Origin of the sequence: Limnohabitans simekii (SeqCode) (assembly GCF_965234735.1) — a bacterium.
Taxonomy (GTDB): domain Bacteria; phylum Pseudomonadota; class Gammaproteobacteria; order Burkholderiales; family Burkholderiaceae_C; genus Limnohabitans; species Limnohabitans simekii.
The window spans coordinates 104219-130119 of the sequence record NZ_OZ248544.1; the positions used below are offsets into that span (position 1 = coordinate 104219).

Here is a 25901-nt window from a genome sequence, read left to right on the forward strand (position 1 = left end):
CCATGTCCAACCCTCAAGTCGAACTGCATGTTCAAGACCTGGGCGTCATCACGCTCGAACTCGATGCTGACAAAGCGCCCAATACCGTCGCCAATTTTTTGCGCTATGTGGAAAACGGCCACTACGACGACACGATTTTTCACCGTGTGATTCCCGGCTTCATGGTGCAAGGTGGCGGCATGAGCCCCGGCATGAAAGAGAAAAAAGTCGACAGCAAAATCGACAATGAAGCCAACAACGGTTTGAAAAACGACTGCTACACCGTGGCCATGGCCCGCACCAACGACCCGCATTCCGCAACGGCACAGTTCTTCATCAACGTCAAAGACAACGGCTTCTTGAACCACACCGCGCCCACCGCTTCGGGTTGGGGTTATGCGGTGTTTGGCAAAGTGGTGTCGGGTACCGACGTGGTCGACCAAATTTGCAAAGTAGACACGGGCCGCAAAGGTTTCCACGACGATGTACCCAAAGACGATGTGTTGATCAGCAAAGCCGTCTTGCTGTAAACACGTTCATGGCTGCGCCTTCACAGCCCATTCATGCCAGCGAGGTGGACGGGCGTGCTTGGTCGCACATCGGGTTCATCTCGGATGTGCACCTGCAACGCAGCGAAGACGCCACCTTCCAAGCTTGGCGTCATTACATGCAAAGCGTCCAAGCGGACGCTTTGTTCATCTTGGGCGACTTGTTTGAGGTTTGGGTGGGTGACGACTTGCTTTTTCACCCCGAAGGCGCGTTCGAGCGCGACTGCCTGCAGATCATTCAAGCCACGTCGCAACGCCTGCCTGTGTTTGGCTTGGTCGGCAACCGAGATTTTTTAATGGGCGCGCAAGCTTGGTCTGACAGCGGCATGCAGCCCTTGCAAGACCCGTGTGTGCTGCACACGGCGCAGCAAAGCATCTTGCTCAGCCACGGCGATGAACTTTGCGTGGACGATGTGGACTACCAAGTATTTCGCCGCCAAGTGCGCTCTGCTGATTGGCAAGCATCGTTCTTAAAGCAATCCCTGCCCGAGCGCTTGAGCATGGCGCGTGGATTGCGCCAGCAAAGCGAAGCCCGCAAAGCCCAGCAAACCACTTGGGTGGACGTGGACAACAGCTTGGCCCAAGCTTGGCTCACGCAACACGCATGCAGCGTGCTGGTGCATGGCCACACCCACCAAGCTGCTAAGCATATGTTGCCAGCCGGTGAACGATGGGTCCTGAGTGATTGGGAGGCCACGGCTCAACCGCCGCGATTGCAGGCCTTGCGATGGCGCGAAAACTCTGGCTTTGGGGCTGAGCAGCTCTCACTCAGCGTTTGAGCAGCACCTTCAGCGCAGCTTGCACACGCCGAGCAGCTTCGGCATCAAAAGGCGCAGCCAACACCGAGGCCACATCTTGCGCCCAAGTTTGCAAAGGCGGTGCGTCATGGCGCTTGGTCAGCAACTGAAGTTGCAAGGCACGTCGTGCATCCACATGGGCTGCAGGTGTGGGTACTTCAGCGGCCATTTCCAAACGAAGCAAGGCCGTGTCGGCGGCACCTTGGGGGGCTGTTTGCAAGGCTTGGCCCCAAGCTTGACGCTGCGCAGCCGACACCCGGCTACCCAACTCTTTGGCGGCCGGTAGTTGTTCAGCTTGGCGCTGCTCCCAGGCAGACATCAGGTGCACCAGAGTTTCGCCGTGGGCTTGCATGGCCATGCGGCGCAAGGCGTTGTCAGCTTGCTCGAGGGCATGGCGTTGGGCGCGGAAAGCGGCGTCACCCAAGCGCGGGCCACGCGGTTCAAACGCATCTCGGCCGCGCGGGGCATCGGTGCCACGGCGCGGTCCGGCAGCGTCTGCGCCTCGGCGCCCGGGCGGTCCATCGTTGCGACGGGCTCCGGGTTTGTCACCAAAACGCCCGGCGGGTGCAGGCTCGGTTTTTTTCTGGCCCGGACGGTCATCGCCACGCACCGCCACCACTTTTTTGGTTGGCACAGGGGCTTTGACCACGGGGGCTGGTTCAGCTGCAACTTCGGCTGGGGTTTCTGTCGCGACATCAGCAGACGCTTCTGCTACCTCATCTGTGATGGCTTCAACATTGGCTTCGGCTGGAGCTTCAGTGGGGCTTGTTTCAGCGGCAGCTGCATGAGGCGCAGGTGCTGCTTGAGGCGCAGGTGCTGCTTGAGGGCCTGAGGCTGCTGCGGGCGCCCGTCCCAAAGACACATCATTCAAGTGCTGCATGGCTTGGCGAATCGCGCTGGCGTCGCCTGCAGCAATGGCTTTTTCCAAAGCTTGTGAGGCATTCAGCACGGCTTGGTCGTGGGCCGACAAGGGTTGCTGAATTTGGCTGCCGCGGTCGGCGGTTTTGCGTTGGAATGCTTCGTCCAGCGGTTGCCTGAAGGCATCCCACAGTTTTTGCGCCAGCTTGCGGTCCACCGGCACAGCTTGCGATTCGAGTTGCCAACGTTGTTGCAAAGCCTTCACCGCGTCAATGCGCAAACTGGCCGCAGCGCCCAATTGTTTGGCTTCTTCAATCATGGCGCGGCGCAGCGCCACGCTGTCAGCCTGGGCTTTGTCGATGGCTGCGTGGGCGGCTTGCATCGCGGTCTTCCATTGCGCTTGCATGTCGGCAAAGAGTTTTTCACTCAGGTGACCACTGTTGCGCCAGCGCTCGGTGAAGGCGTGCAATTCACGCGCTTGTTTTTTCCAATCGGTGTTGCCCGCGTGTTCTTGCGTCCAAGCAGCCACCTCGGCCAACAAGGCCACGCGTTGTTCACGGTGGGCCGCGGACTCGGCCTTGGCTTTTTCAAGCCAAGCCTGCACAAAGGGATAGGCCCGGTTGCATGCTTGATCAAAACGCTTCCACAAGCCGTGGTTGGGCTGTCCGCCTTGGTCGGCTTTTTTCCAGGCCTCGCGCAACTGGCGCAGGCTGTCTTGCAACTTGCGACCGGTGATGACGGGTTGCCATTCGGTGACTTCCTGGCCTTCCACCACGGATTCGCCTTCGGGCTTGACCGGTTTCATCAGGGCTTCGGCTTTCGCCACCAACTCGGTGCGCACCGCATCGGTTTGTTGTTTTTGCAAAGAGGCGGCGGCTTTGCTGGCGGCCTGCGCTTTTTGGGTTTCGACTTGTACCGCAAGGTCTGCGACAGGCTTGGGGGCAGCCACCGTGCTGGCTTCACCACGCAACACGCGCAATTGGTCGGCCCAAGCGGGCACCGCAGGCAGCGGCAAGCTGGCGTCTTGCGCGGCCGCTTGGGTTTGCGCCAGGGCCGCTGAAAACGCATCCCACACCAGCTGAATGTGTTGGGTGCTTTCCAACACGCTGCTGGGGTATTTGGCGTCCACGCTGACCCAATGCGGGTCTTGGCTGAGTGCGGCCAATTCGGCTTGCAAACGCTGCAAATCGGTGGACAAACTGGTTTGCAATTCCACCGCTTCGGTCCAGGCTTTGGTTGACAGCACCTCGATGCGTTGCACCATCAACACCGCCGACTCGCGCAACACCTGGGCACGGTGCTCCAAGTCTTCAATGTGCTTGACCCGATCCGCCAGCGCCAGCCGCATGCTGGCCAGGGGTTCGCGTGACAGCGGCGCACCAGCTTTGGCGGCGTCGCGTGGCCAAGCCATGGCGTCAGCCAAATTCAATCGAGGGATGTCGAGCAAATGCTTGGCCTTCTCGGCCCATTCATCGGCCAAGGCGTCTTGGCTTTTCAAACGGCGCAGTTCATCGAGTTTCTCGCGCAGCGGTTTGGCAGCACCCTTGTCGCGCGTGCTCATTTCTTTGAAAACCTGTTGCAACAGATCGGCGCTGGGCTCGGTGGCCATCCATTCACGCAAACGCGCGGCTCGTTCGCCAGAAGTGGGGGCGGTCAGGGCGCCGCCAGTCAGGGTATCCAAGGAGGCCAAATCAAGTGCGCTGGAAGAAGGGGTGTTCACGTCGTCTCAAATCAGTAAGTGGGCCCGTCTCAGGGGCAAAGATGGCTATTGTGACAGGGCGATGGGGTGGGCGGTTTAAAATAGCTGTATGAAAGTTTTACAAACCATCTTGCAAAGTCTGCGGGTTTTTGCAGCCGATGTGGCCCAAGGTTTTTTCCTCATCACGCACAGCGGTCTGGCTTTGCTGGGACTGGGTGTTTTTTGCCTGGCCATCATCTTCAGCAACAAGCCCGACTTGCGTTCAAACGCTGAAGTCCATTTGATCGACTGGTTGCAAACCCGTCATGGTTTGGATTTCAGCTTCAGCAGCAACAGCAGCGATGCGCTGGAACGCGCCACCGCTGCCAGTCCTGACGATCTTCCCAAGGACCAAGCCAGCATCGCTTTGTGGCTCAGTCGCAAATACCGTGTGGCGCCCGAGCCGCTCAGTGCTTTGGTGGCCGAGGCCTACGTGATTGGGCCCAAGTACAAATTGGAACCCACCTTGCTGCTGGCGGTCATGGCCATCGAATCCAGCTTCAACCCGTTTGCCCAAAGCTCCATGGGCGCACAAGGTCTGATGCAGGTGCGCACCAGCATTCACACGGACAAATACGAAGACTTTGGGGGTGACTTCGCCGCCTTTGATCCCGTCACCAATTTGCACGTCGGCGCGTTGGTCTTGCGCGAAGCCATCGACCGCAATGGCTCCCTAGAAGCTGGACTTCGCCAATATGTGGGCGCAGCCTTGAGCGGTGAAGATGGTGGTTATGTCACCAAAGTGTTGGTAGAGCAACAAAAGTTGCTGGACGTTGCCAGTGGTCAAAAGGTGCTGACTTTCGAACCTCCACCTCAACCCTGATTTTTTTAATTTTTGGAGCCATGCATGTATTCACGTCAACATCTGATCGCGCAGACCGACCCCGAACTCTGGGCAGCGATTCAGGCAGAAAACCTTCGCCAAGAGCACCATATTGAGCTGATCGCCAGTGAAAACTACGCCTCCCCTGCTGTGATGCAAGCACAAGGCACACAACTCACCAACAAATACGCCGAAGGCTATCCCGGCAAACGCTATTACGGCGGATGTGAAAACGTCGATGTGGCCGAGCAACTCGCCATCGACCGCGCCAAACAAATTTTTGGCGCGGATGCCGCCAATGTGCAACCGCATTGCGGTGCCTCTGCCAACCAAGCCGTTTTCTTGGCTTTTTTGAAACCCGGCGACACCATCATGGGCATGAGCTTGGCCGAGGGCGGCCACCTGACCCACGGCATGCCCCTCAACCTGAGCGGCAAGTGGTTCAAGGTGGAAAGCTATGGCCTGAATGCCAAAGAAGAAATCGATTACGACGCCATGGAAGCCAAGGCCCGTGCCACCAAACCCAAACTCATCATTGCCGGTGCATCAGCCTACAGCCTGCACATCGACTTCGCCCGCTTCGCCAAAGTGGCCAAAGAGATTGGTGCCATCTTCTTGGTGGACATGGCGCATTACGCTGGTTTGATTGCCGCTGGCGTTTATCCCAACCCAGTGCCTCACGCGGATGTGGTCACCTCCACCACCCACAAAAGCTTGCGCGGCCCACGCGGCGGCATCATCCTGATGAAGGCCGAACACGAAAAAGCCATCAACAGCGCGGTGTTTCCGGGCTTGCAAGGTGGCCCCCTCATGCATGTGATCGCTGCCAAGGCCGTGGCCTTCAAAGAAGCCCTGGACCCCAGCTTCAAGGCTTACCAAACGCAGGTGCTGAAAAACGCGGACATCGTGGCGAAAACACTCACCGAGCGTGGTTTGCGCATTGTCAGTGGCGGCACCCAAAGCCACGTCATGCTGGTCGATTTGCGTTCCAAAAACATCACCGGCAAAGCCGCTGAAGCCGCTTTGGGCGCGGCCCACATGACGATCAACAAAAACGCCATCCCCAACGACCCCGAAAAACCCATGGTCACCAGCGGTGTTCGCATTGGCACCCCCGCCATGACCACTCGCGGTTTCAAGGATGAAGAAGCCCGCGCCACCGCCCACCTGATTGCCGATGTGTTGGACAACCCGCATGACGAAGCGCACATCACAGCGGTTCGTGCCAAAGTGCATGCCCTGACCAGTCGTTTCCCGGTTTACAGCTGAGCCCTCTATGAAATGTCCTTTTTGCAACCATGCGGACACCCAGGTGATGGAGACCCGCATGTCCGAAGAAGGCGACTCGGTGCGCCGCCGTCGCCAGTGCGGCCATTGCGAAAAGCGTTTCACCACCTACGAGCGCCCCGATGTCAGCTACCCCACGGTGGTGAAGAAAGACGGACGCCGCATCGAGTACGAGCGCAGCAAATTGCAAGCATCGCTGAGCTTGGCGCTGCGCAAACGCCCGGTCAGCACCGAACAAGTCGACTCTGCGATTGAGCGCATCGAAGACAAATTGCTCACCCTGGGTCAGCGCGAGGTGTCGTCCACCCGCATTGGTGAGCTGGTCATGCGCGAGTTGAAAAAACTCGACAAAGTGGCTTATGTGCGCTTCGCCAGTGTTTACCGCAGCTTTGAGGATGTGGATGAATTCAAAACCTTGGTGGATGAATTCAGGCGCTAAGCCCGGACGGTGAACAGATCACCCGCAAAACGGAATCAGCGCACACCCACTGTGCCTCTTTTGATTTGAAGATGGCGACCATGCACAGGTCGCTTTTTTCATTCCCCCAACCTCGCCATCTGCCCAAGGGTTTCAGCCTGACAGAGCTGTCGGTGGTCTTGGCTTTGTTGGCCATCGCCGCCAGCATGGCTGCGCCACAGTTATCGCATTGGTTGTGGCGTTGGCGGGTCGAAACCGTGGTGCAGGCCTGGGCAGGTGACCTGCAATCCGCCCAATTGCAAGCTTTGCGGCGTGGGCAAAAAATGCAACTGCAACGCTTGGGGGGCTGCGAATCCACCCCGCTGGCCGATGGGGATTGGCGCTGCGGTTGGCAGTTGGGCTTGAGTTCTGACAGCACCATCGCCATGCAAACCCAAGGACTGGATGGGTCGTTGCGCATCCAGCTTTACCCCAGCGCCAACCTGTTAACCATCAATGGCCAAGGCGAGTTGGTGGCAGGGGGCTTGCGACTCACAGTGCAAGCCAAAAGCCTGTCCGCTGTGGTGCGCAGCATCTGCATCAACACCACTGGGCGCGTGCGGGTCGTTTCTGCCGAGACTTGCACATGACCAGCCCCACAAGAAGCGCTGCCAAAAAATGCAGAGAAACCGGCTTTTCGTCGTTGGAAGCCTTGGCCGCACTGATGGTGTTGAACCTGTTGTTGATCGGTTTGTTCAGCCGACAACTGCAGGCTTGGCAAGCACAACGTGAAGCCTTGGCGCTGCAAAACACGGTCGAGATGGCGCAAGACTTGTGGCACCGCATGCAAGTCAACACCGAGGGCTTGGCGGCTTACCAACTCGTTTTGGGTGACAAACCCAGCGCCACAGATTGCCAAAGCAAATCTTGCAGTCCATCCGATTGGGCACAAGCAGATCTGGCCGATTGGTACAAGGCACTGCAGTTGCGCATGCCTGGTGCGCAGGCCCGGGTGCAAACCCAAACCAGCGCCCCACCCTTGGTGCGCTTGCTGTTGGCCTGGCCGCAAAGCAACGTGGATGCCCTGCCTGACAGTTCTGCTGTGGCCGACTGCCCCAAGTTGCACCGTTGTTGGCAAACCAGTTGGCCACCATGAAACCAAGCAAGCGCAATCAACGCGGTCACAGCCTGGTCCAAAGCCTGCTGGGTCTGATGCTGTCCATGCTGGTGCTGATGGCCGCCTTCGCAGCCTTTGCTTGGGTGCAAAGCAGTCACCGCCAACTGCAAACCCAAGTCGAGGTGCAACAGCGGCTGCGCACTGCCATGCAACTGCTCCGACTGCGGGTGCAACGGGCAGGCGCCCCTGGTTTGGCTTTGGATGGCACGGGCAAATTCAAATACGACAGCTTGTCCAAACCCCTCTTGGGCACCGCCAACAGCGTGTCGCTGGTGCATTGGACCAAGCTGACGCCAGCCGACTGCCAAGGACACGAATCGTCGTACCTGTCCACCATCGAGGACTCATTTTCATTCAGCAAGCAAGCGTTGGTTTGCAAAGACACCGCACCAGAAGACAGCGTGACGCAAGAGTTGGTCGAAGGCCTCGATGGCCTGAGCTTGTTGTACGCCCAAGCGCTGCCTGGTCCATCCCTGCAATGGCGAACCGCCGACAAGGTGACGCTTTGGAGTGCCGTGCGCGGCGTGCAAATTTGCTTGCAAGCCAAAGCTGTTGGGATTCAAGTGCCCAGCTCAACATCCTGCATCAGCAGCCTGAACGCGCCCGGACTGTCTTGGCGCGGTGTCGCTGCTTTCAAACACGCTGTCCCATGAAAAAGGGCCAGCGCCAACAAGTCGGCATGGTGCTGCCCACCGTGTTGGCCTTGGCCATGTTGAGCAGTGTGTTGGTGATGGCCGAGTGGCGCAACCTGAATTTGGCTGAAGGATGGGGTCAAATCACGCAGCAGCGTTGGACCTTGCAACAGGCCAGCCATGCGGCTTTGTTGGCCGCTGTGAAAGACATTCAGGGGCCACTCACGGATGAACGGCACCAACCGGGCAAGCCAGGGTCTACCCATGCCTTTTTTCCACGCAACACCTCGGCCTGGAAAACATTGCAAGCCCGCTTGGGCGCCCAAGACTGCCTGAGCGGCATTTGCCAGCCCTTGGGCGAGGACGACAACAGCTACAACGCTTGGAAAGACCGCATCGCGAATGGCCAACGATTTGGCGAAGACGCTGGCCTGACCGTGCTCTATTGGGTGGAAGTGTTGCCCTTGATCAGCCGCTTGGGCACCCTGAGTTCACCCTTTGTTTACCGCATCACCGTTTGGGCGCAAAACAGCAGCAACGCCATCGTGGTCAGCCAAGCACTGTGGCATCCCACGCCCAGGCACCCCGCGTCAACCGCCATTCCCATGACCCTGTCGGGCTTCAAACGCCTGCTGCAGCTTTCACCATGAAGTGCGTTCCATGTTGGCGACAACTTTGTCATTGACTATGGAGAGGCTTTGATCATGTCATTGAAACTGATGCCAAAGAATGGCTTCACCCTGATGGAATTGCTGGTGGTGTTGGCCATCGTCGGTGTGCTCGCCAGCATGGCCATGCCTCTTTACCAGCAAGCGCAACAACGTGGTCAGCGCAGCCTGGCCAAACTGGCTTTGCTTCAAGCCGCCCATTGGATGGAACGTGCAGCCAGTGCCCAAGGCCAATACCCAGCACCCACCGAGGTGCCGGTCAATTTGCTGTCACCCGCAGACCTGAAGTACCAACTCACTGTGAGCAGCAGCGCCCAAAGTTTTCTCATCACCGCCCAGCCCAGCGCCGCGCAAGCCACAGACGCCTGCGGCAGTCTGACGCTTGCAAACACGGGTGTGCGCGACGTGAAAGACGCCAGCATGACGGCGGCGCAATGTTGGAGTCGCTGAACGGATAATCCCCGACATGCCCTTCACGTCCTCCGACACCGCGCACATGACCCAAGCCTTGGCCCTGGCCGAGCAGGCGCTGTTCATCACCTCGCCCAACCCGCGTGTCGGCTGCGTCATTGTGGGCAAAGATGGCACGGTGCTGGGGCAAGGCCACACCCAAGCCGCGGGCCAGGCCCATGCCGAAGTGATGGCGCTGCGCGACGCACAAAGCCGTGGCCACAGCACCCAAGGTGCCACGGCCTATGTGACGCTGGAACCCTGTAGCCACCAAGGCCGCACCGGGCCTTGTTGTGATGCGCTGATTGCTGCGGGTCTGGCACGTGTGGTGGCCAGTGTGGAGGACCCCAACCCGCTGGTGGCCGGACAAGGCCTGGCGCGATTGCAAGCTGCTGGTGTGCAAGTTGATGTGGGTTTGCTATCCACCCAAAGCATCGAGCTCAACATCGGTTTTTTCAAACGCATGCAACACGGTACGCCTTGGATGCGCATGAAGTCAGCGCAATCTTTGGACGGTCAAACCGCTTTGCACAATGGCCAAAGCCAGTGGATCACCGGTGAGGCAGCCCGCTTGGATGGCCATCGGTTTCGGGCTCAAGCCTGCGCGGTGCTCACCGGCATTGGCACGGTGTTGGAAGACAACCCGCTGCTCAATGTGCGCCAGATGGCCACGCCACGCCAACCCGATTTGCTGCTGGTCGACTCCAAGCTGCAAACCCCTTTGAACGCCCGGTTGTGGGGTGAAAAACGCCAGGTCATCATCTTTCATGCCGAACGACACCCAGCCAAAGAAGCCGCCTTGAAAGCACAAGGTGCGCAGTTGGTGTACCTGCCAAGCGAGGGGCTCAAGGTGGACTTGACTGCGATGGTGCGTCATCTGGGCCAACTGCCCTGCAACGAAGTGCACATCGAGGCTGGCCACAAACTGAACGGTTCGCTCTTAAAGGCGGGCTTGGTGGACGAGTTGTTGGTGTATGTGGCCCCCAAGTTGTTGGGCCCAGGCCAAGCCATGGCGGCCTTGCCCGAATTGCAATCCTTGCCCGCAACAGCTGCGTGGCAATTCACCGACCACACGACTTTAGGGCCTGATTTGCGGCTGCGGCTCAAAGCGGTCCGCTGATCTGCGAAAATACGCGAATGTTCACCGGAATCATCACCGGCGTGGGGCGCATCGCCGCCGTTCACGACCTGGGTCGCTCTTTGGATCATGGCAAACGCCTTGAGATCAGCACACCTGCGCACTATTTGGACGATGTCGGTCTGGGTGACAGCATCGCCTTGAACGGTGCTTGCATGACGGTCATTGCTTTTGATGCCGCTCAAAACCACTTTTCCATCGACATTTCTGCCGAATCTCTGGATAAAACAGCCGAACTGAACAAGATCGGCACCACCCTCAACCTTGAAAAAGCCTTGCGCCCGAACGATCGTTTGGGCGGCCACATCGTCTCCGGCCATGTGGACGGCATCGGCTCGGTCAGTCAATTTGCACAAATTGGTGAAAGCTGGCTGCTGCAAGTGCTGGCCCCACCGACCTTGGCCAAGTACCTGGCCTACAAGGGTTCCATCACCGTCAACGGTGTGAGCCTCACGGTCAATCAAATCGAAGACAAGCCTGATGGCTGCGTTGTCTCCATCAACCTGATTCCGCACACCGTGGAGAACACGGCGCTGGGCAGTTTGAAAGCTGGCAGTGCAGTGAATTTGGAAATCGACACGGTGGCGCGTTACGTTGAACGCATGCTCAGCCTGCAACCCACAGCCCCTCTGAAAGCCCCTGCATGACCAGCGCACTGCAACCCGTGCCTATTTCGCCCGTGGAAGAAATCGTCGCCGAGATGAAAGCGGGCCGCATCGTCATCTTGGTGGATGAAGAAGACCGCGAGAACGAAGGCGATCTGGTGCTGGCCTCGGACCATGTCACGCCGGAAGCCATCAATTTCATGGCGCGTTTTGGCCGTGGCCTGATTTGCCTCACGCTCACCCGCGAGCGTTGCGAATTTTTGAAACTCCCGCCCATGGCGGCCCGCAATGGCACGGTCTACAGCACCGCTTTCACCGTGTCGATTGAAGCCGCTGAAGGCGTGACCACCGGCATTTCTGCCGCCGACCGCGCCAAAACCATTCAGGTGGCAGTGGCCAAAGCGACACAGCCGAGCGATTTGGTGCAACCCGGTCACGTGTTCCCCTTGCAAGCCGTGGACGGCGGCGTGCTGATGCGGGCCGGGCACACCGAAGCCGGTTGCGATCTGGCCGCCATGGCCGGTTGCTCAGCTTCGTCTGTGATTTGCGAAATCATGAAAGACGACGGCACCATGGCCCGTCTGCCCGATTTGCAGCTGTTTGCGGCCGAGCACGGTTTGAAAATCGGCACCATCGCCGACCTGATAGCGCACCGCAGCCGCACCGAATCCTTGGTCCACAAAGTGGGTTCACGCCCTTTGCAAACCGCCCATGGCGAATTCACCGCCAACGCCTACAAAGACATCACCAACGGTGCCGTGCACATGGCGCTGGTCAAAGGCCAATGGCAACCCGAGGCTGAAGTGCTGGCCCGGGTGCACGAACCCCTCTCGGTTCTGGATGCTTTGGAGCCTCATCGGGTCATGCATTCTTGGGGCCTGGATTCCAGCCTGCAACGCATCACCCAAGAAGGCGCTGGCGTGGTGGTCTTGCTCAATTGCGGCGAAAGTGCCGAGCAACTGCTGGCCCAGTTTGACGGCACGGCTCGCTCAGCGCATGGCCCCGAACGCGGCCGCATGGACTTGCGCAGCTACGGTGTGGGTGCACAAATTTTGCGCGACTGCGGCGTGCACAAAATGCGACTTCTGGGCACCCCACGCCGCATGCCCAGCATGACCGGCTACGGGCTTGAAATCACCGGCTACCTCACCAAAGAATAAAAACAATGTTCATCTCCAACCTCGCCAGCACCACGACACTTGACGGCAGCGCCCTCAAGATCGGCATCGTCCAAGCACGTTTCAACGACGACATCACCAACGCCTTGGCCAGCGCTTGCATCGCCGAACTCAAGACCATGGGCGTGCTGGAAGACAACATCAGCCTGGTGCATGTGCCGGGGGCTTTGGAAGTGCCCATGGCCTTGCAAGCGCTGGCGCAAATCGAAGACCCCGAACCATTCAGTGCGCTCATTGCACTGGGTTGCATCATCCGTGGCGAGACCTACCACTTTGAGTTGGTCGCTAATGAATCTGGCGCAGGTGTCACCAAGGTGAGCCTCGATTACCACGTGCCGATTGCCAACGCCATCTTGACCGTTGAAGACCTTCCCCAAGCCGTGGCCCGTCAAACCGACAAGGGCCGGGACGCGGCCCGCGTGGCGGTGGAAATGGCCTTGTTGTTGCAAAGCCTGGCATGAACGACACCACCGCCCCCCGCAGCAAACCCGCAGGTGACATGCGCCGCGCCAGCGCCCGTGCTGCCCGCAGCCGCTCACGCAGTTTCGCCGTGCAAGCCCTCTACCAAATTTTGGTGGGGCGCAATGAAGCCGAAGATGTGGACGCCTTCACCCGTGAACTCAGCGGCTTCAACAAAGCCGACACGGTGCATTTCGATGCCTTGTTGCATGGTTGTGCAGCACAAGCTGCCGAGCTGGATGCGCTCATCCTGCCCCTGCTGGACCGCAAGATGACCGAGATTTCCCCCATTGAGCACGCGGTGCTGTGGATTGGTTGCTACGAGATGAAGCATTGCCTGGACATCCCTTGGCGCGTGGTCATCAATGAATGCATTGAACTGGCCAAAGAATTTGGCGGCACCGATGGCCACAAGTATGTGAACGCGGTGCTCAATGGCGTGGCCCCGCAACTGCGGGCGCTTGAAGTGCAAGCCGACAACGCGGCCAAAGCAAGCAAAGCCGCACCGGCAGCCCAGGCCGACTGAGCCATGCGTGTGAGCCAACGCGCCGAGCGCATCGATCCGTTTTATGTCATGGAAATGGCCAAGGCCGCGCAAGCCATCGCCGCCAGTGCGCGGCACACCGACCGCCCCATGGTGTTTTTGAACATTGGCGAACCCGATTTCACCGCCCCACCCTTGGTGCAAGCCGCTGCTGACAAAGCCATCCGCGATGGTCGCACCCAATACACCAATGCCCTGGGTTTGGACAGCCTGCGCGAGCGCATCAGTGCTTGGTATGGCAGCCGCTTTGGGGTTGCCGTGCCAGCGCGGCGCATCGTCGTCACGGCCGGTGCTTCGGCGGCCTTGCAATTGGCCTGCTTGGCCTTGGTGGAAGCAGGGGACGAAGTGCTCATGCCCGACCCGAGCTACCCCTGCAACCGCCACTTTGTCAGTGCCGCTGATGGCCGCGCCGTGCTGCTGCCCGCTGGCCCTGAACAACGCTTTCAACTCACCGCCGATCAGGTACAGGCCCATTGGCAGCCCCAGACCCGTGGCGTGTTGCTGGCCTCGCCGTCCAACCCCACGGGCACCTCGGTGGCCGCCGCTGAATTGGCCCGCATCCACAACATCGTCAACAACCACGGTGGCATCAGCTTGGTGGATGAAATTTATCTGGGGCTGAGCTTTGAAGCCGCCTTTGGTCAAACTGCGTTGGCCATCGACGACCAGATCATCAGCATCAACAGTTTTTCCAAATACTTCAACATGACGGGTTGGCGCTTGGGTTGGATGGTGGTGCCCGACGACCTGGTGCCGGTGATGGAACGCTTGGCGCAAAACCTGTTCATCTGCCCCAGCAGCATCGCGCAACACGCCGCCTTGGCCTGTTTCGAACCCGACAGCTTGGCCATTTACGAAGAACGCAGAGAAGCTTTCAAGCAGCGGCGCGATCAGTTCATCCCGCAACTCAACGCCATGGGTTTGACCGTGCCGGTGATGCCCGACGGGGCTTTCTACGCTTGGGCAGATTGCCGCCAAGCCTGCGCCAAATTGGGACTGGCTGACAGCTGGGCGTTTGCCGAGCATGTGATGCGCGAGGCCCATGTCGCCATCACGCCGGGCAAAGATTTTGGCGTTCATGCACCAGCCGACTTTGTGCGTTTTTCCACCGCCAGTTCCTTGAACGATTTGGACACCGCCGCGCAACGTTTGCGCCAAATGTTGGAGGCTGCATGAGTTTTGAGTTTCCAGTGCGGGTGTATTGGGAAGACACGGATGCTGGTGGCATCGTGTTTTATGCCAACTACCTCAAGTTTTTCGAACGCGCCCGCACCGAGTGGCTTCGGCACTTGGGCCTAGAACAACAACAACTCAAAAACGACACGGGCGGTATGTTCGTGGTGAGCGAAACCCAATTGAAATACCATCGCCCTGCGCAACTCGACGACTTGTTGCAGGTGAGCGCCCAACTGCAAGACAAGGGCCGCGCCAGCTTGGTGATTGCCCAGCAGGCTTGGCGTCTTGAACCCGATCAAAGCCGCACCCTGTTGTGCGAAGGCACGATCCGCATTGGCTGGGTGCAAGCCCAAGTCTTGAAACCCGAACGCATTCCCTCATCGATTTTGGAGCTCCTGTCATGAACGACTTTTCCATAGTGCATTTGATGCTCAACGCCAGTTGGGTGGTGCAAGCCGTCGTGCTCATTTTGTTGCTGGTCTCGGTGTTCAGCTGGGCCGCCATTTTTCGCAAAATCTTGTCGCTGTCGCGCGTGAAAAACCTCAACGATGAGTTCGAACGCGAATTTTGGTCGGGCAAAAGTTTGAACGAGTTGTTTGCGGCGGCCACGCAAAACGCCAAATTGGCTGGCCCCATGGAACGCATTTTTGCCAGTGGCATGCGCGAATACCAAAAACTGCGCGAGCGCCGCATCAGCGACAGCGGCTTGTTGATGGACGGTGCACGCCGCGCCATGCGCGCAAGTTTGCAGCGCGAAATGGACGAAATTGAATCCAACTTGTCCATGCTGGCCTCGGTCGGTTCAGTGTCACCCTACATTGGCTTGTTTGGCACAGTCTGGGGCATCATGCATGCCTTCACCGGCTTGGCGGCCTTGCAACAAGTCACGCTGGCCAAAGTGGCCCCGGGCATTGCCGAAGCCTTGGTGGCCACCGCCATTGGTTTGTTCGCCGCCATTCCGGCGGTTTTGGCCTTCAATCGTTTCTCGCGCGATATCGACCGCGTGGCCAACAAGTTGGAAACCTTCATCGAAGAGTTCTCCAACATCTTGCAGCGCAATGTGGGCACGCAAGTGGCCGCTGGTCGCTGAAGGCGGCTCACCATGGCCACCGTCTCCACCCGCAACCGCCGAGGCCGCCGCACCATCAGCGAAATCAACATGGTGCCGTTCATCGACGTCATGTTGGTGCTGCTGATCATCTTCATGGTGACCGCGCCTTTGCTCGCGCCAAGCTTGATTGAGGTGCCCAGTGTCGGCAAAGCCAGTACCGCACCCGATCAGGTGATCACCATCGAGATCAACAAAGAGCTGCGCATCGTCGTCAAATCACGCAAGCCCGGACAAGGCAACGGCACCAGCGTGAAACAAGATGCCACCATGGACACCGTGGCCAAAGTGGCGCTGCAAATGCAGGGGGGCAATGCCAGCACGCCGGTGGTGATCAGTGCCGACAAAAAAATTGCTTATGAAAACGTGGTCAAGCTGATGGACCAATTGCAACGTGCCGGTGTGCAACGTGTGGGCTTGTCCGTGACGGTCATCGATTGAGTCCCAGCCCCATGCGCAACCCCAACCTGGAATTTGCACCTCCACCCGCGCCCGGCGGTGGTCGTGCCATGTTCTTGGCCTTGCTGGTGCACGGACTGTTGGTATTGGCATTGACTTGGGGTGTGAATTGGCAAAGCCAAGACCAAGACATGAGTGTCGAGGCGGAGTTGTGGTCCAGCGTGCCGCAACCCGTGGCGGCCAAAGGCAACACGCCGGAACCGGTGGAAGAAGTCATCGAACCTGAGCCCCAACCTGAACCACCTCCGCCGCCACCGCCGCCACCGGTGAAAGAGGTCACACCCGCCAAGCCGGTGGTGGATCCGCAAATCGCCATTGACAAGCAAAAGAAAAAAGAAGCCCAGGACAAAGCCCGCGAAGAAGAGAAAGCCAAGCTGAAAGAGGCCAGCGATAAAAAAGCCGAGAAGGCCAAAGCGCTGGAAAAACGCAAAGCAGAAGAGGCACAACGGGCCGAAGAACGCTACCTTGAAGAAGTCAAACGCCTGCGTGGTTTGGCTGACGCCACCGGTGCAAGCACGGACACGGGTAAAGCGGCAAAGGCAGCAGGCCCATCGGCGAGTTATTTGGGTCGACTGCGTGCGCGAATCAAACCCAACATCACGTTTTCAGATGCCCAATTGCAAACCGTGCTGGGCAACCCCGCAGCCGAAGTGGTGGTGATTTGCAGCCCGTCTGGGCAAATCATTGGCAAAAAGCTGAAGGTGTCCAGTGGCAACGACGCTTGGGACCAAGCCGTGTTGAATGCTGTTGAGAAAACCGGCACCTTGCCACGGGATGAAAACGGCAACATGCCCAGCGAAATCACGTTTTCGCTCAGGCCGCGCGACTGATCAGACGCCTTCAAACAGGACCAAAGACCGCCGTGACGCTTCTCGACTGAGCGGCAACAAGGCTTGGTACTCCGGCGCGTTGTAAAAAGCCTCAGCCTGCGCCATAGAAGGAAATTTCAACAAGACCAATCGATGGGGTGTCCATCGCTGGTTTTCCTTCACTGCCAGCGCACCGCCACGTGCCAAGTACTCACCGCCAAATTTTTCCACCAAGGGTTTGGCTTGCGCCTTGTAAATGTCCATTTTTTCTGAGTCGGTGACTTCGCCATCGACGATGATGTAGGCTGCCATGGTGTGCTCCTCGTGTTTTTCAGATTCGGTGGATGTTATCTGAGGCCAACAGGAAAACGCCAAAGCCAATCACGGTGCCCCGCCCTTCCACACTGTGCAAGCGTGTGGGCATCTGGTGTTGCAAGGCCAATTGCTTGACGCTGAACAAGCCCAGCCCCAAGTGGTGCACTCCTTCTTCATCAGGTGCCAGACGGGTGAAGGCATTGAAACAGTCTTGCGCTGCTTGCGAGTTCATGCCACTGCCGTTGTCCATGCACAGAATCCACAACAACTGACCTTGCCTCTTGCAACCCAGCAACACCCGACCACCCGCGGGCGTGTATTGCAAGGCGTTGGACAGCAGATTGCGCAGCATGCGTTGCGCGGCTTGCAGATTCACACGCACCCGGGCACGGCAAGGCGGATGGCGCAACACCACGTGCCGCATGCTGGCCAATGGTTGAAATTCATCGACCAAAGGTCGCAGCAAATCTGCCACCCACAGGTCTTGTGTGCGGTGATTGACCGGGTGGACTGGTGGCTCTTCATCGGCCCAGTAACGCAAATGCTGCATGAAATCATCGACGGCCTGCGAGGCCAGTTGCATGGCAGCCACCAAGGAAGAGCGCTTCTGTGGACTGGCTTTCAACAAAGCTTTGGCGAACAACTGCAGGCTTTGCAAGGGTTGCCACAAATCATGTTGAGCGGCGGCATACCAACGGTGCCGGGCTTGACTGACACTGACACTGCGTTGCAACGCCATGCGCTGTTGAATCACTTGCAAGCAGGCCGACCAGCCCATCAAACTGGCCATGACTGCACCTTGCACAAACTGCACGCCCAAGGTGGTGAACAAGGGCCATTCGAAGACGCGGTACAACCAATAGACCACCACTGACGTGACATACACCAGCCACATGCTGGCAAACAAGGCCCTTTGCGTGCTCGGGCTCAAGCGCCAACTGCGCCAAGCCAAACCCAGCATGCACGTGGCATGCACGCTGCCACCCACCAGCAGCAAGGTGCGCAACCAACTCGGCTGCAGCCAGGCACACAAGGGCACCAACAAGTACCAGAGCCAAGCGCCAAGCTTCAAGCATTGATGCGCCATGGGATGCCGCTGCGCTGTGCTTAGAAACAATTGTGCATGGTGGATGCTGGCAACAAACAGGACCCAGTAGCTGAAGCTGCCCACCACCGCAGCCTGGGCCCGGCTCAAGTCTGGCCACAGCAAGCAAAGCAAACCACTGATCCAACTGGCGCACACGATTTCGCACAGCGCCATCAACACAAACAACCACAATGCAGGGCTGCTGAGGTGGGGCATCAGACTGAGGGCATACAGCACCAACAACAAAGGCACGGCCAACACAGCGCCCATCAAGAGCATCAAGCGCCAATGCTGTTGCACAAAGTTTGCGGGGGCTTGCAAGTCCACTGGGAATTGGATGCGGTTGACACCTTCCAGACGAATCAACACATCAATGTTGTGATGCGATGGTGCGGGCAGGATCCAAACTGGAAACAAGTAACTGCCCAGTCCCCGTTGTTGCATATCAGGCCAGGCTTGCCAAGCTTGTTCCCCCTCCCGAACCCAAACCTGACTGTGGTCTTGTGTGGGCGACTTCAGGCTCAACCACAGCGCCTGCGCCGCGTCTGGATTGGGGGGCAACCGAAAGCCAGCCCAGTGCGGTGGTGCATTGGGTGCAGCCAGCACTTGGTTGGCCTGCTGCAAAGTGATGGCGTCGTTCGCCTGGGTGCTTGTCCATGCTTGTTCTGGTGTGAATTGAGCCGATTGATCGACCACGATGCGCAGCTGCGTCCAAAGCACGGATGCATTCTGAAAGGCGTTGGCGCAAGCCAGAGCACTGCAAAACAGCGCCAGCCCCAACAAGCAGCGCTTAAGCATCAAACAAGCCATGCTGCTGAGACCAGCGCAAATAAATCGAACTGGCTTGCGTGCGGTTTTTCACACCCAGTCGTTTGTAGATTTGCGTCATGTGGCTGCGCACCGTGGCCTCGGTGACTTTGAGCGCTTGGGCGATCGCCATGCTGCTTTGACCTTGAGACAGATGGGCCAGCACCAGACGCTGCATTTTGGACAAGCTGGTCATGGGATGCGCTGCGGCTTGCTGCGCCTGCAGACTGGCGTCCAGGCTGATGGACGCCAGCAGGGTGTGGGTCAACAGCTTTAACAAATCCGCCATCAGCTGTGAGGTTTGCACCGACTTGAGCAGGTACACCACGTTGTTGTCCAAACAGGTTTGCGCTACTTGCGCATCATCCAAGGCCGAAATCACGGCCATGGGCCACTGCACAGGCGCATTGCAAAAAGCGTTCAAGGTGTCCAAACCCTCGGAGTCGGGCAGGTTCAAATCGACCAATACCAAGGCATAGCTGTGGGTTGCCATGCAAGCCAAACCATCGGACAAATTACCGGCTTGAACGCACTGCACTTGAGGTGCCAAGCTTTCCAAATGGGCTCGCAATGCATCGGCCATCAAGGGATGGTCTTCGATGATCAGAACGCGTGGTGGGGCCATGGCACACCTCCCTGCCCCGAGGTGTACCTGCTTTCAACAAGAGCGACAAGCGCCCACACTTGAAAATGAAGCTTTATGCGGCAACGGGTTTGTGCGTATGGTTTTGTGCAGCGCTTCGCAACATCAGCGCACACAGCAGGCCCAACAAAGCCACAGGGATGGCCACCCAAAACACCGTTTGCAGCCCCAAGCGGGTGCTCAGCGCCGCGCCGCCCAAAGCCCCCAACACACCGGTGAAGCCATAGCCAATCACCGCATACAGCGCTTGGCCGCGGCCACGCAAGCGGCCCGGGAAATGCTGTGACAACCAGGCAATGCAGACCGTGTGTTGAATCGCAAAGGTGAACACATGCAGGCACTGCGCCAGCAACAACACCCACAAGAGTTGGCCAAACCACGCGGTCAGGCCCATGCGCAGCGCCATGACACCGGTGCAAACACACAACCACGCAGGCAGACTGAGCCAATGCAACCAGCGGCTTTGCGTGAAGAAGCCGATGATTTCCACCACCACCGACACCGCCCACAAGACACCAATCATGTCTTTGCCATAACCCAGTTCATCCAGGTACAAACTGAAAAACGTGTAGATGGCCACATGCGACAGCACATGGAAAAACAAGGTGGCAAAAAACCAAAGCGTTTGCGGCTGGCGTAGCACCTCGCCAAAGCCTGCTTGGCCTTTGTCGTGGTGCGCTTCTTCTCGCACATTCGGCAAGTTCCACACACTCAGGTTGATGGCCACCAAAGTGAGGATGGTCCACATCGGGAAACCGCTCATGCCGTGCGCCTCGAACCACGCGCCCGAGACAAACACGGTGACCAAAAAACCCAGCGAACCCCACAAGCGGATGCGGCCATAGCGGCGCACATCGAGTGCCCCTTGGTGGCTGACCAAATGCGCCATGGCGGCTTCGCTCATCGGCATCATGGCGCTGGTGTGGGTGAACATCAGCAGCAACACCACGGCCAACCACCAAGGCGATGGGTTGAACAACAAACCAATGGAACACAACAAGGCCATGCCAGCACACCACCGCATGAGCGGCACACGCTCGCCGCTGCGGTCACTCAGCCATCCCCACAAGTAGGGCGCAAACACGCGGGTCACGGCTTGCATCGAGGTGAGCAAACCAATCATCCACAGGCTCAAACCCAAACTTTTCAGCCACAAAGGCAGGTAAGGATTGAAGAAACCGATGTGGGCGAAATAACTGGCCGAGAGTGCGGCAAACGGCACCAGTTGACGCCGCGAAACAAGCGGCGCGGGTGTGGGTGTCATCGGGTCAACTCGGACGCTGCGCGGCGATAGGTGCCACAGGCGGCACCACGTCGGCGCACTGGGCACGGTGCCGCAGCGCATGGTCCATCACCACCAAGGCCAACAAAGCTTCAGCGATGGGAGTGGCGCGGATGCCGACACAAGGATCATGGCGACCCTTGGTTTGCACTTGCACCGCAGCGCCTGCGCTGTCGATGCTGTCACGTGGTGTCAGGATGGAACTGGTGGGCTTGATGGCGATGCTCACCTCCAGGTCTTGGCCGGTGCTGATGCCGCCCAAGATGCCGCCTGCGTTGTTGTTGGCAAACCCTTCAGGGGTGAGGCTGTCACCGTGCACCGAGCCGCGTTGCGCCACGCTGGCAAAGCCTGCGCCAATCTCGATGCCCTTCACCGCATTCAGGCCCATCATGGCGTAGGCAATATCGGCATCGAGCCGGTCATAGATGGGTTGACCCAAGCCCACCGGCATGCCTTGCGCCACCACACGGATACGCGCACCGCACGAGTCACCGGCTTTGCGCAAGCTGTCCATGTAGCTTTCCAGGTGCGCCACATCAGCGATGGGGGCGTAAAAGGGGTTGTGCGGCACATGCGCCCAGTCTTCAAACCCAATGGGGTGTTCACCCAGTTGTGTCATGCAACCGATGAAGCTGGTGCCAAATTTTTCTTTCAACCATTTCTTCGCCACAGCCCCTGCTGCCACCGTGGGCGCAGTGAGCCGTGCAGATGACCGACCACCGCCGCGCGGATCGCGCACACCGTACTTTTGCAAATAGCTGTAGTCGGCGTGGCCGGGGCGAAAGGTTTGCAAGATGTCGCCGTAATCTTGGCTGCGCTGATCCGTGTTTTGAATCAACAAGGCGATGGGCGTGCCGGTGGTTTTGCCTTGGTAAACGCCGCTCAAGATTTGCACTTGATCGGGTTCTTGGCGTTGCGTCACATGGCGGCTGGTGCCGGGGCGGCGGCGATCGAGGTCGTGCTGGATGTCGGCCTCGCTCAAGGCCATGCCCGGAGGGCAGCCGTCAATCACGCAGCCAATGGCCGGGCCGTGGGATTCACCAAAGTTGGTGACGGTGAAAAGTGTGCCGAAGGTGTTGCCGCTCATGCGGGGGATTATCCCTGCAACTGCTGGACCCAGTTCTCCACCATCAAACCAGGAATTCTTGAAAACTCGGATGTGTTGTTCGTTACCACCACCAAGCCCTCGCTTCGGGCATGGGCTGCAATGTGCAAATCGTTCACACCAATTGGCTGTCCCGCTTTTTCCAAATGGCTGCGAATAGCGCCGTAGTGTTGTGATGCCTTGGTGCTGTAAGCCAACACCTGCACCAGACTCGCAAACTCTTCAACGACTTCCAAGTTTTGCGCCACTTTGGCACTTTTTTCTGCGCCATGATAAAGCTCCGACAAAGTGATGGCAGACAGGGCCATGCGTCCTGCGTTGTCATTGAATTGGCTGAGCACTTCGATGGGGCGACGCTTCATGACATAAATCACCATGTTGGTGTCGAGCAAATACTTGAGCATCAAAGTGCTTCTCTGTCTGCCTGGTCTTGGGATGCACGCTCGGTCAAAAAGTCGTCTGAAACCTTGGGGCCATTGAGAAAAAATTGATCCCAAGTTTGACCCACTGGCGAAATGATGCGGTCTGCGCCCTTGGCCCGAACCTCGACTTTTTTGACACCCTCGGGCAAGCGCACATCAGCGGGTAAACGCACGGCTTGGGAACGGTTGTTGGTGAACACGGTGGTGATGGTCAAGGGCTTCTCCTTGGGATATGGCAAAAGTATATGCCTAAAAAAGCCCTGCCAATAGGGGGGTGGTTAAAGCGCCACCCCAGTGAGCACGCGGTGTCGTGCGGTTTACGAACCCGCTTTCGCACCCTCTTCCGCTGGCCAGTCCCGTATGTAGGCTTTCAGCATTTGGTTCTCGAAGTTTTGGCTGTCCACCACGGCCTTGGCCACGTCGTAAAAACTCACCACACCCATCAATTGGCGCTCGCTCAGGACCGGCAAATAGCGAGCATGGCGCTCGAGCATCATGCGGCGCACTTCGTCGAGTTCGGTGTCGGGAGCACAGGTGAGCGGGTGGTCGTCCATGGCCGAACGCACCGTGACTTGTCCCAAGCTGCCGCCGTGGTTATTCAGCGCCAAGATCACTTCGCGGAAGGTGAGGATGCCGACCAAGTCACCTTGTTCCATCACCAAGATGGAACCCAAGTCGTGCTCGGCCATCATTTTCACGGCCTCGGCCAAAGAGGCCAAGGGCGTGGTGGTGTAAAGCGTGGTGCCTTTGAGGCGCAGGATGTCGCTGACTTTCATGGTGTTTTCCTCTTGGCCTTCATGGATGACCATGCATTCAATATAGCCCACAATCCATGATCACAACACCGTGAGAACGAGGATGTCATGACCGGTTACGCCGATCCCCATTTCGACACGCTGACACTGCACGCAGGCAGCCAGCCCGACCCCGCCACCGGCGCCCGCGCCGTGCCCATCCACCTCACCACCTCGTATGTGTTCGAGTCGTCGGACCAAGCGGCGGCGCTGTTCAATTTGGAAAGCGCCGGGCATGTCTACAGCCGTATCAGCAACCCCACCACCGCGGTGTTCGAGCAGCGCATTGCGGCCTTGGAAGGCGGTATTGGTGCGATTGCCACGGCCAGCGGCCAAGCCGCGCTGCACCTGAGTGTGGCCACGCTGATGGGCGCGGGTTCGCACATCGTGGCCAGCTCGGCGCTGTATGGCGGTTCGCACAATTTGCTGCACTACACCCTGCGCCGATTTGGCATTGAGACCACTTTTGTCAAGCCTGGTGATATTGACTCATGGCGTGCGGCCATCCGGCCCAACACCAAACTGTTGTTTGGCGAAACCGTGGGCAACCCGGGGCTGGACGTGCTCGACATTCCCACGGTGTCGGCCTTGGCCCATGCGCACGGCGTGCCGCTGTTGGTGGACGCCACGCTCAGCACGCCCTACTTGCAGCAACCTTTGTCTTTGGGCGCGGATTTGGTTTACCACTCGGCCACCAAATTTTTAAGCGGCCACGGCACCGTGATTGGCGGCGTGGTGGTCGATGGCGGTTCGTTTGATTGGGAGGCCAGCGGTAAATTTCCCGAGCTGTCCGAGCCCTATGCGGGCTTTCACAACATGGTGTTCACCGAGGAAAGCACGGTGGGCGCGTTCTTGTTGCGGGCGCGGCGCGAGGGCTTGCGCGACTTCGGCGCCTGCCTGAGCCCACATTCGGCCTGGTTGATTTTGCAGGGCATGGAAACCTTGCCTCTGCGCATGGAACGGCATTTGGCCAACACTGAAAAAGTGGTGGCGTTTTTGGCCGCGCACCCGATGGTGTCGCGGGTGGGGCATCCGCTCATGCCCGACCACCCCAGCCATGCTTTGGCGCAAAAGCTGTTGCGCGGTGGGGCTCGCGGCGCGGGTTCGGTGTTCAGCTTTGACATCAACGGTTCACGCGCCCAAGGCCGCGCTTTCATTGAAGCGCTGAACATCTTCAGCCACTTGGCGAATGTGGGCGACAGCAAATCGCTGGTCATCCACCCGGCCAGCACCACGCATTTCCGCATGAGCGACGAGGCCTTGGCGCAGGCCGGTATTGGCGCGGGCACCATCCGCTTGTCGGTGGGCTTGGAAGACCCGGATGATTTGATCGACGACTTGAAACGGGCGTTGAAAGCGGCGGAGAAAGCGGGGGCTTCTTCAGGGGCTGCTTCAGGGGCTGCTTCAGGGGCTGCTTCGGGCGGTGCTGGTGCTTCGGCTGGTTCTGCGTCATAAGGATTTCGCCATGCACATCAACGTCAACGGCCACGCCACCTACGCCTACACCGGTGGCAAAGATTTCAACCCCGCCCAGCCCACCGTGGTGCTGATTCACGGCGTCTTGTGCGACCACAGCGTGTGGGCGCTGCAAAGCCGCTACTTGGCCCACCACGGCTGGAACGTGTTGGCCATCGACCTGCCCGGCCATTGCAAAAGCGCGGGTGCGCCGCCCGCCTCGGTGCAAGACGCCGCGGCCTTCATCCAAGCCCTGCTGGATGCCCAAGGCGTGCAATGCGCCGCTTTGGTGGGCCACAGTTTTGGCTCCCTCATTGCCTTGCAAACCGCGGCCCATCTGGGCGACCGCATCAGCCATTTGGTGATGGTCGGCACTGCCTACCCGATGAAAGTCTCGCCCGCCCTGCTGGACGCGTCCTTGAACCAGCCCGAGAAAGCGCTGCACATGACGAACGTGTTTTCCCGCGCCACGCTGGCACCCCCCTCCGGCGCGGGATCGTGGGTGTTTGGCGCGAGCTTGGCGCTGGGTCGGCGCGTTTTGGCCAGCAACAAAACCGTGAATCTGTTTCACACCGGTTTCAACGCCTGCAACAACTACGACCAGGGTTTGCAGGCGATGGCCGCCGTCACCTGCCCGGTGCTGATGGTGTTGGGCGAGAACGACCAGATGACCACGCCGAAAAACGCGCAAGCTTTGGTGCAGCAGGCCCGTGACACGGGCAAGCAGTTGCAGGTGGTCATGATCCCGAATGGGCATCACCAGATGAGCGAGTCGCCGAACGAGACCTTGGCGGCGCTGAAGGCCTTCTTGGTTTGACTCAGTAATTGGGGTCAGATTCCAATTGTTTGGCCGAGTGATACAAGAAAACGGCAAAATTTTGAATTTCTGTATCATAAAAACGGCGGCAAGCCCTGTACCTGCTGATCACCCTCTCAAAACAAGGCTTTTTGAGCACCTCAAAAACAACCTCGAGCCGCACGGCCTGGGGACCATTTTTTGAGCGAAAGACCAGAAAAATGAGTCCCATGGCGGGCGGCTCAAGCGTGGCTTCTGACCAGCTGAGCAAAACAATTGGAATCTGACCCAATTAGCAGAGTAAAACAATTGGAATCTGACCCCCATTACCAAACAATTGGAATCTGACCCCAATTAGCCCGCAT

The 25901-nt window shown here is 58.6% G+C and carries 31 protein-coding genes; 22 read left to right on the forward strand and 9 right to left on the reverse strand.

The window, feature by feature from the left end:
- Positions 1-2 precede the first annotated feature (2 nt).
- Together AC8GFP_RS11150 and AC8GFP_RS11155 are read left to right on the forward strand one after the other, a co-directional pair.
- Positions 3-509 carry a peptidylprolyl isomerase gene (locus AC8GFP_RS11150; protein WP_506613174.1) on the forward strand — a complete coding sequence of 169 codons (507 nt, stop codon included), beginning with the start codon at positions 3-5 and terminating at the stop codon, positions 507-509.
- Positions 510-517: 8 nt separating this feature from the next.
- Complete coding sequence (locus AC8GFP_RS11155; protein ID WP_506613176.1) at positions 518-1306, forward strand: UDP-2,3-diacylglucosamine diphosphatase; 789 nt, start codon at positions 518-520, stop codon at positions 1304-1306.
- Here the strand turns inward: AC8GFP_RS11155 and AC8GFP_RS11160 are convergent.
- The gene (locus AC8GFP_RS11160) at positions 1296-3902 is read right to left on the reverse strand and encodes a DUF349 domain-containing protein (protein WP_506613178.1); all 2607 of its coding nucleotides are present in this window, start codon (positions 3900-3902) and stop codon (positions 1296-1298) included. The two genes, AC8GFP_RS11155 and AC8GFP_RS11160, sit on opposite strands and share 11 nt — an antisense overlap.
- Positions 3903-3990: 88 nt before the next feature.
- On the opposite strand from AC8GFP_RS11160, the gene AC8GFP_RS11165 reads away from it, so the two are divergent.
- The 18 genes from AC8GFP_RS11165 (at position 3991) to tolA (ending at position 16851) form a co-directional block, all read left to right on the forward strand.
- Entirely contained in the window at positions 3991-4743 is a 753-nt protein-coding gene (locus tag AC8GFP_RS11165; RefSeq protein WP_506613179.1) for a lytic transglycosylase domain-containing protein, read from the forward strand.
- A 24-nt stretch (positions 4744-4767) separates the two neighbouring features.
- Positions 4768-6012: a serine hydroxymethyltransferase gene (gene glyA / locus AC8GFP_RS11170; RefSeq protein ID WP_506613181.1), complete on the forward strand. Its 1245-nt coding sequence runs from the start codon at positions 4768-4770 to the stop codon at positions 6010-6012.
- 7 nt (positions 6013-6019) lie between these two features.
- On the forward strand, positions 6020-6469 hold the full coding sequence (nrdR, locus tag AC8GFP_RS11175) for a transcriptional regulator NrdR (RefSeq protein WP_506613183.1): 450 nt from the start codon (positions 6020-6022) through the stop codon (positions 6467-6469).
- An 80-nt stretch (positions 6470-6549) separates the two neighbouring features.
- The gene (locus AC8GFP_RS11180) at positions 6550-7077 is read left to right on the forward strand and encodes a GspH/FimT family pseudopilin (RefSeq protein WP_506613185.1); all 528 of its coding nucleotides are present in this window, start codon (positions 6550-6552) and stop codon (positions 7075-7077) included.
- Positions 7074-7583 carry a hypothetical protein gene (locus tag AC8GFP_RS11185; RefSeq protein ID WP_506613187.1) on the forward strand — a complete coding sequence of 170 codons (510 nt, stop codon included), beginning with the start codon at positions 7074-7076 and terminating at the stop codon, positions 7581-7583. Before AC8GFP_RS11180 ends, AC8GFP_RS11185 begins: the two co-directional genes overlap by 4 nt.
- The gene (locus tag AC8GFP_RS11190) at positions 7580-8257 is read left to right on the forward strand and encodes a hypothetical protein (protein ID WP_506613188.1); all 678 of its coding nucleotides are present in this window, start codon (positions 7580-7582) and stop codon (positions 8255-8257) included. Before AC8GFP_RS11185 ends, AC8GFP_RS11190 begins: the two co-directional genes overlap by 4 nt.
- Positions 8254-8886: a hypothetical protein gene (locus AC8GFP_RS11195; RefSeq protein ID WP_506613190.1), complete on the forward strand. Its 633-nt coding sequence runs from the start codon at positions 8254-8256 to the stop codon at positions 8884-8886. Before AC8GFP_RS11190 ends, AC8GFP_RS11195 begins: the two co-directional genes overlap by 4 nt.
- 54 nt (positions 8887-8940) lie before the next feature.
- Entirely contained in the window at positions 8941-9354 is a 414-nt protein-coding gene (locus AC8GFP_RS11200; RefSeq protein WP_506613192.1) for a type IV pilin protein, read from the forward strand.
- Positions 9355-9370: 16 nt separating this feature from the next.
- On the forward strand, positions 9371-10474 hold the full coding sequence (gene ribD / locus AC8GFP_RS11205) for a bifunctional diaminohydroxyphosphoribosylaminopyrimidine deaminase/5-amino-6-(5-phosphoribosylamino)uracil reductase RibD (protein ID WP_506613194.1): 1104 nt from the start codon (positions 9371-9373) through the stop codon (positions 10472-10474).
- A gap of 17 nt (positions 10475-10491) precedes the next feature.
- Complete coding sequence (locus AC8GFP_RS11210) at positions 10492-11139, forward strand: riboflavin synthase (RefSeq protein WP_506613196.1); 648 nt, start codon at positions 10492-10494, stop codon at positions 11137-11139.
- Positions 11136-12257: a bifunctional 3,4-dihydroxy-2-butanone-4-phosphate synthase/GTP cyclohydrolase II gene (gene ribBA / locus AC8GFP_RS11215; RefSeq protein ID WP_506613198.1), complete on the forward strand. Its 1122-nt coding sequence runs from the start codon at positions 11136-11138 to the stop codon at positions 12255-12257. The genes AC8GFP_RS11210 and ribBA overlap by 4 nt, the downstream gene beginning before the upstream one ends.
- Before the next feature lie 5 nt (positions 12258-12262).
- Entirely contained in the window at positions 12263-12736 is a 474-nt protein-coding gene (gene ribH, locus AC8GFP_RS11220; protein ID WP_506613200.1) for a 6,7-dimethyl-8-ribityllumazine synthase, read from the forward strand.
- Complete coding sequence (nusB, locus tag AC8GFP_RS11225; protein ID WP_506613201.1) at positions 12733-13260, forward strand: transcription antitermination factor NusB; 528 nt, start codon at positions 12733-12735, stop codon at positions 13258-13260. The genes ribH and nusB overlap by 4 nt, the downstream gene beginning before the upstream one ends.
- A 3-nt stretch (positions 13261-13263) precedes the next feature.
- A complete protein-coding gene (locus tag AC8GFP_RS11230) occupies positions 13264-14454 on the forward strand; it encodes a pyridoxal phosphate-dependent aminotransferase (protein WP_506613203.1) in 1191 nt (396 codons plus the stop codon).
- Positions 14451-14858: a tol-pal system-associated acyl-CoA thioesterase gene (ybgC, locus tag AC8GFP_RS11235; RefSeq protein ID WP_506613205.1), complete on the forward strand. Its 408-nt coding sequence runs from the start codon at positions 14451-14453 to the stop codon at positions 14856-14858. The genes AC8GFP_RS11230 and ybgC overlap by 4 nt, the downstream gene beginning before the upstream one ends.
- Complete coding sequence (tolQ, locus tag AC8GFP_RS11240) at positions 14855-15544, forward strand: protein TolQ (RefSeq protein WP_506613207.1); 690 nt, start codon at positions 14855-14857, stop codon at positions 15542-15544. Before ybgC ends, tolQ begins: the two co-directional genes overlap by 4 nt.
- Positions 15545-15556: 12 nt before the next feature.
- A complete protein-coding gene (locus AC8GFP_RS11245) occupies positions 15557-16003 on the forward strand; it encodes a biopolymer transporter ExbD (RefSeq protein WP_506613209.1) in 447 nt (148 codons plus the stop codon).
- Positions 16004-16014: 11 nt separating this feature from the next.
- Positions 16015-16851 carry a cell envelope integrity protein TolA gene (tolA, locus tag AC8GFP_RS11250; protein WP_506613211.1) on the forward strand — a complete coding sequence of 279 codons (837 nt, stop codon included), beginning with the start codon at positions 16015-16017 and terminating at the stop codon, positions 16849-16851.
- Here tolA and AC8GFP_RS11255 read toward each other — a convergent pair whose 3' ends face one another.
- The 8 genes from AC8GFP_RS11255 to AC8GFP_RS11290 all read right to left on the reverse strand — a co-directional run bounded on the left by AC8GFP_RS11255 (position 16852) and on the right by AC8GFP_RS11290 (position 23267).
- Entirely contained in the window at positions 16852-17142 is a 291-nt protein-coding gene (locus AC8GFP_RS11255; RefSeq protein ID WP_506613213.1) for a DUF1330 domain-containing protein, read from the reverse strand.
- A gap of 19 nt (positions 17143-17161) precedes the next feature.
- Entirely contained in the window at positions 17162-19042 is a 1881-nt protein-coding gene (locus tag AC8GFP_RS11260; RefSeq protein ID WP_506613215.1) for an ATP-binding protein, read from the reverse strand.
- A complete protein-coding gene (locus tag AC8GFP_RS11265; RefSeq protein ID WP_506613217.1) occupies positions 19023-19664 on the reverse strand; it encodes a response regulator transcription factor in 642 nt (213 codons plus the stop codon). The genes AC8GFP_RS11260 and AC8GFP_RS11265 overlap by 20 nt, the downstream gene beginning before the upstream one ends.
- A 73-nt stretch (positions 19665-19737) precedes the next feature.
- Entirely contained in the window at positions 19738-20946 is a 1209-nt protein-coding gene (locus AC8GFP_RS11270; protein WP_506613219.1) for an MFS transporter, read from the reverse strand.
- Positions 20947-20950: 4 nt separating this feature from the next.
- On the reverse strand, positions 20951-22051 hold the full coding sequence (gene aroC, locus AC8GFP_RS11275; RefSeq protein WP_506613221.1) for a chorismate synthase: 1101 nt from the start codon (positions 22049-22051) through the stop codon (positions 20951-20953).
- 8 nt (positions 22052-22059) lie between these two features.
- The gene (gene vapC, locus AC8GFP_RS11280) at positions 22060-22473 is read right to left on the reverse strand and encodes a type II toxin-antitoxin system tRNA(fMet)-specific endonuclease VapC (protein ID WP_506613223.1); all 414 of its coding nucleotides are present in this window, start codon (positions 22471-22473) and stop codon (positions 22060-22062) included.
- Entirely contained in the window at positions 22473-22706 is a 234-nt protein-coding gene (gene vapB, locus AC8GFP_RS11285) for a type II toxin-antitoxin system VapB family antitoxin (RefSeq protein ID WP_506613225.1), read from the reverse strand. Before vapB ends, vapC begins: the two co-directional genes overlap by 1 nt.
- A 102-nt stretch (positions 22707-22808) precedes the next feature.
- Positions 22809-23267 (reverse strand): CBS domain-containing protein, encoded by a 459-nt coding sequence (locus AC8GFP_RS11290; RefSeq protein WP_506613227.1) that lies wholly within the window; start codon positions 23265-23267, stop codon positions 22809-22811.
- An 87-nt stretch (positions 23268-23354) separates the two neighbouring features.
- Here AC8GFP_RS11290 and AC8GFP_RS11295 point away from each other — a divergent pair, with 87 nt between their 5' ends.
- Together AC8GFP_RS11295 and AC8GFP_RS11300 are read left to right on the forward strand one after the other, a co-directional pair.
- Positions 23355-24740 (forward strand): O-acetylhomoserine aminocarboxypropyltransferase, encoded by a 1386-nt coding sequence (locus tag AC8GFP_RS11295; RefSeq protein ID WP_506613228.1) that lies wholly within the window; start codon positions 23355-23357, stop codon positions 24738-24740.
- Positions 24741-24750: 10 nt separating this feature from the next.
- Positions 24751-25557, forward strand: coding sequence for an alpha/beta fold hydrolase (locus AC8GFP_RS11300; protein WP_506613230.1), 807 nt, complete (start codon positions 24751-24753; stop codon positions 25555-25557).
- Positions 25558-25901 lie beyond the last annotated feature (344 nt).

Bases quoted from the DNA above. Each gene is read 5' to 3' on its own strand.
- AC8GFP_RS11150 (WP_506613174.1), top strand. From the start codon at position 3: ATGTCCAACCCTCAAGTCGAACTGCATGTTCAAGACCTGGGCGTCATC.
- AC8GFP_RS11155 (WP_506613176.1), top strand. From the start codon at position 518: ATGGCTGCGCCTTCACAGCCCATTCATGCCAGCGAGGTGGACGGGCGT.
- AC8GFP_RS11165 (WP_506613179.1), top strand. From the start codon at position 3,991: ATGAAAGTTTTACAAACCATCTTGCAAAGTCTGCGGGTTTTTGCAGCC.
- glyA (WP_506613181.1), top strand. From the start codon at position 4,768: ATGTATTCACGTCAACATCTGATCGCGCAGACCGACCCCGAACTCTGG.
- nrdR (WP_506613183.1), top strand. From the start codon at position 6,020: ATGAAATGTCCTTTTTGCAACCATGCGGACACCCAGGTGATGGAGACC.
- AC8GFP_RS11180 (WP_506613185.1), top strand. From the start codon at position 6,550: ATGCACAGGTCGCTTTTTTCATTCCCCCAACCTCGCCATCTGCCCAAG.
- AC8GFP_RS11185 (WP_506613187.1), top strand. From the start codon at position 7,074: ATGACCAGCCCCACAAGAAGCGCTGCCAAAAAATGCAGAGAAACCGGC.
- AC8GFP_RS11190 (WP_506613188.1), top strand. From the start codon at position 7,580: ATGAAACCAAGCAAGCGCAATCAACGCGGTCACAGCCTGGTCCAAAGC.
- AC8GFP_RS11195 (WP_506613190.1), top strand. From the start codon at position 8,254: ATGAAAAAGGGCCAGCGCCAACAAGTCGGCATGGTGCTGCCCACCGTG.
- AC8GFP_RS11200 (WP_506613192.1), top strand. From the start codon at position 8,941: ATGTCATTGAAACTGATGCCAAAGAATGGCTTCACCCTGATGGAATTG.
- ribD (WP_506613194.1), top strand. From the start codon at position 9,371: ATGCCCTTCACGTCCTCCGACACCGCGCACATGACCCAAGCCTTGGCC.
- AC8GFP_RS11210 (WP_506613196.1), top strand. From the start codon at position 10,492: ATGTTCACCGGAATCATCACCGGCGTGGGGCGCATCGCCGCCGTTCAC.
- ribBA (WP_506613198.1), top strand. From the start codon at position 11,136: ATGACCAGCGCACTGCAACCCGTGCCTATTTCGCCCGTGGAAGAAATC.
- ribH (WP_506613200.1), top strand. From the start codon at position 12,263: ATGTTCATCTCCAACCTCGCCAGCACCACGACACTTGACGGCAGCGCC.
- nusB (WP_506613201.1), top strand. From the start codon at position 12,733: ATGAACGACACCACCGCCCCCCGCAGCAAACCCGCAGGTGACATGCGC.
- AC8GFP_RS11230 (WP_506613203.1), top strand. From the start codon at position 13,264: ATGCGTGTGAGCCAACGCGCCGAGCGCATCGATCCGTTTTATGTCATG.
- ybgC (WP_506613205.1), top strand. From the start codon at position 14,451: ATGAGTTTTGAGTTTCCAGTGCGGGTGTATTGGGAAGACACGGATGCT.
- tolQ (WP_506613207.1), top strand. From the start codon at position 14,855: ATGAACGACTTTTCCATAGTGCATTTGATGCTCAACGCCAGTTGGGTG.
- AC8GFP_RS11245 (WP_506613209.1), top strand. From the start codon at position 15,557: ATGGCCACCGTCTCCACCCGCAACCGCCGAGGCCGCCGCACCATCAGC.
- tolA (WP_506613211.1), top strand. From the start codon at position 16,015: ATGCGCAACCCCAACCTGGAATTTGCACCTCCACCCGCGCCCGGCGGT.
- AC8GFP_RS11255 (WP_506613213.1), bottom strand. From the start codon at position 17,142: ATGGCAGCCTACATCATCGTCGATGGCGAAGTCACCGACTCAGAAAAA.
- AC8GFP_RS11260 (WP_506613215.1), bottom strand. From the start codon at position 19,042: ATGGCTTGTTTGATGCTTAAGCGCTGCTTGTTGGGGCTGGCGCTGTTT.
- AC8GFP_RS11265 (WP_506613217.1), bottom strand. From the start codon at position 19,664: ATGGCCCCACCACGCGTTCTGATCATCGAAGACCATCCCTTGATGGCC.
- AC8GFP_RS11270 (WP_506613219.1), bottom strand. From the start codon at position 20,946: ATGACACCCACACCCGCGCCGCTTGTTTCGCGGCGTCAACTGGTGCCG.
- aroC (WP_506613221.1), bottom strand. From the start codon at position 22,051: ATGAGCGGCAACACCTTCGGCACACTTTTCACCGTCACCAACTTTGGT.
- vapC (WP_506613223.1), bottom strand. From the start codon at position 22,473: ATGCTCAAGTATTTGCTCGACACCAACATGGTGATTTATGTCATGAAG.
- AC8GFP_RS11290 (WP_506613227.1), bottom strand. From the start codon at position 23,267: ATGAAAGTCAGCGACATCCTGCGCCTCAAAGGCACCACGCTTTACACC.
- AC8GFP_RS11295 (WP_506613228.1), top strand. From the start codon at position 23,355: ATGACCGGTTACGCCGATCCCCATTTCGACACGCTGACACTGCACGCA.
- AC8GFP_RS11300 (WP_506613230.1), top strand. From the start codon at position 24,751: ATGCACATCAACGTCAACGGCCACGCCACCTACGCCTACACCGGTGGC.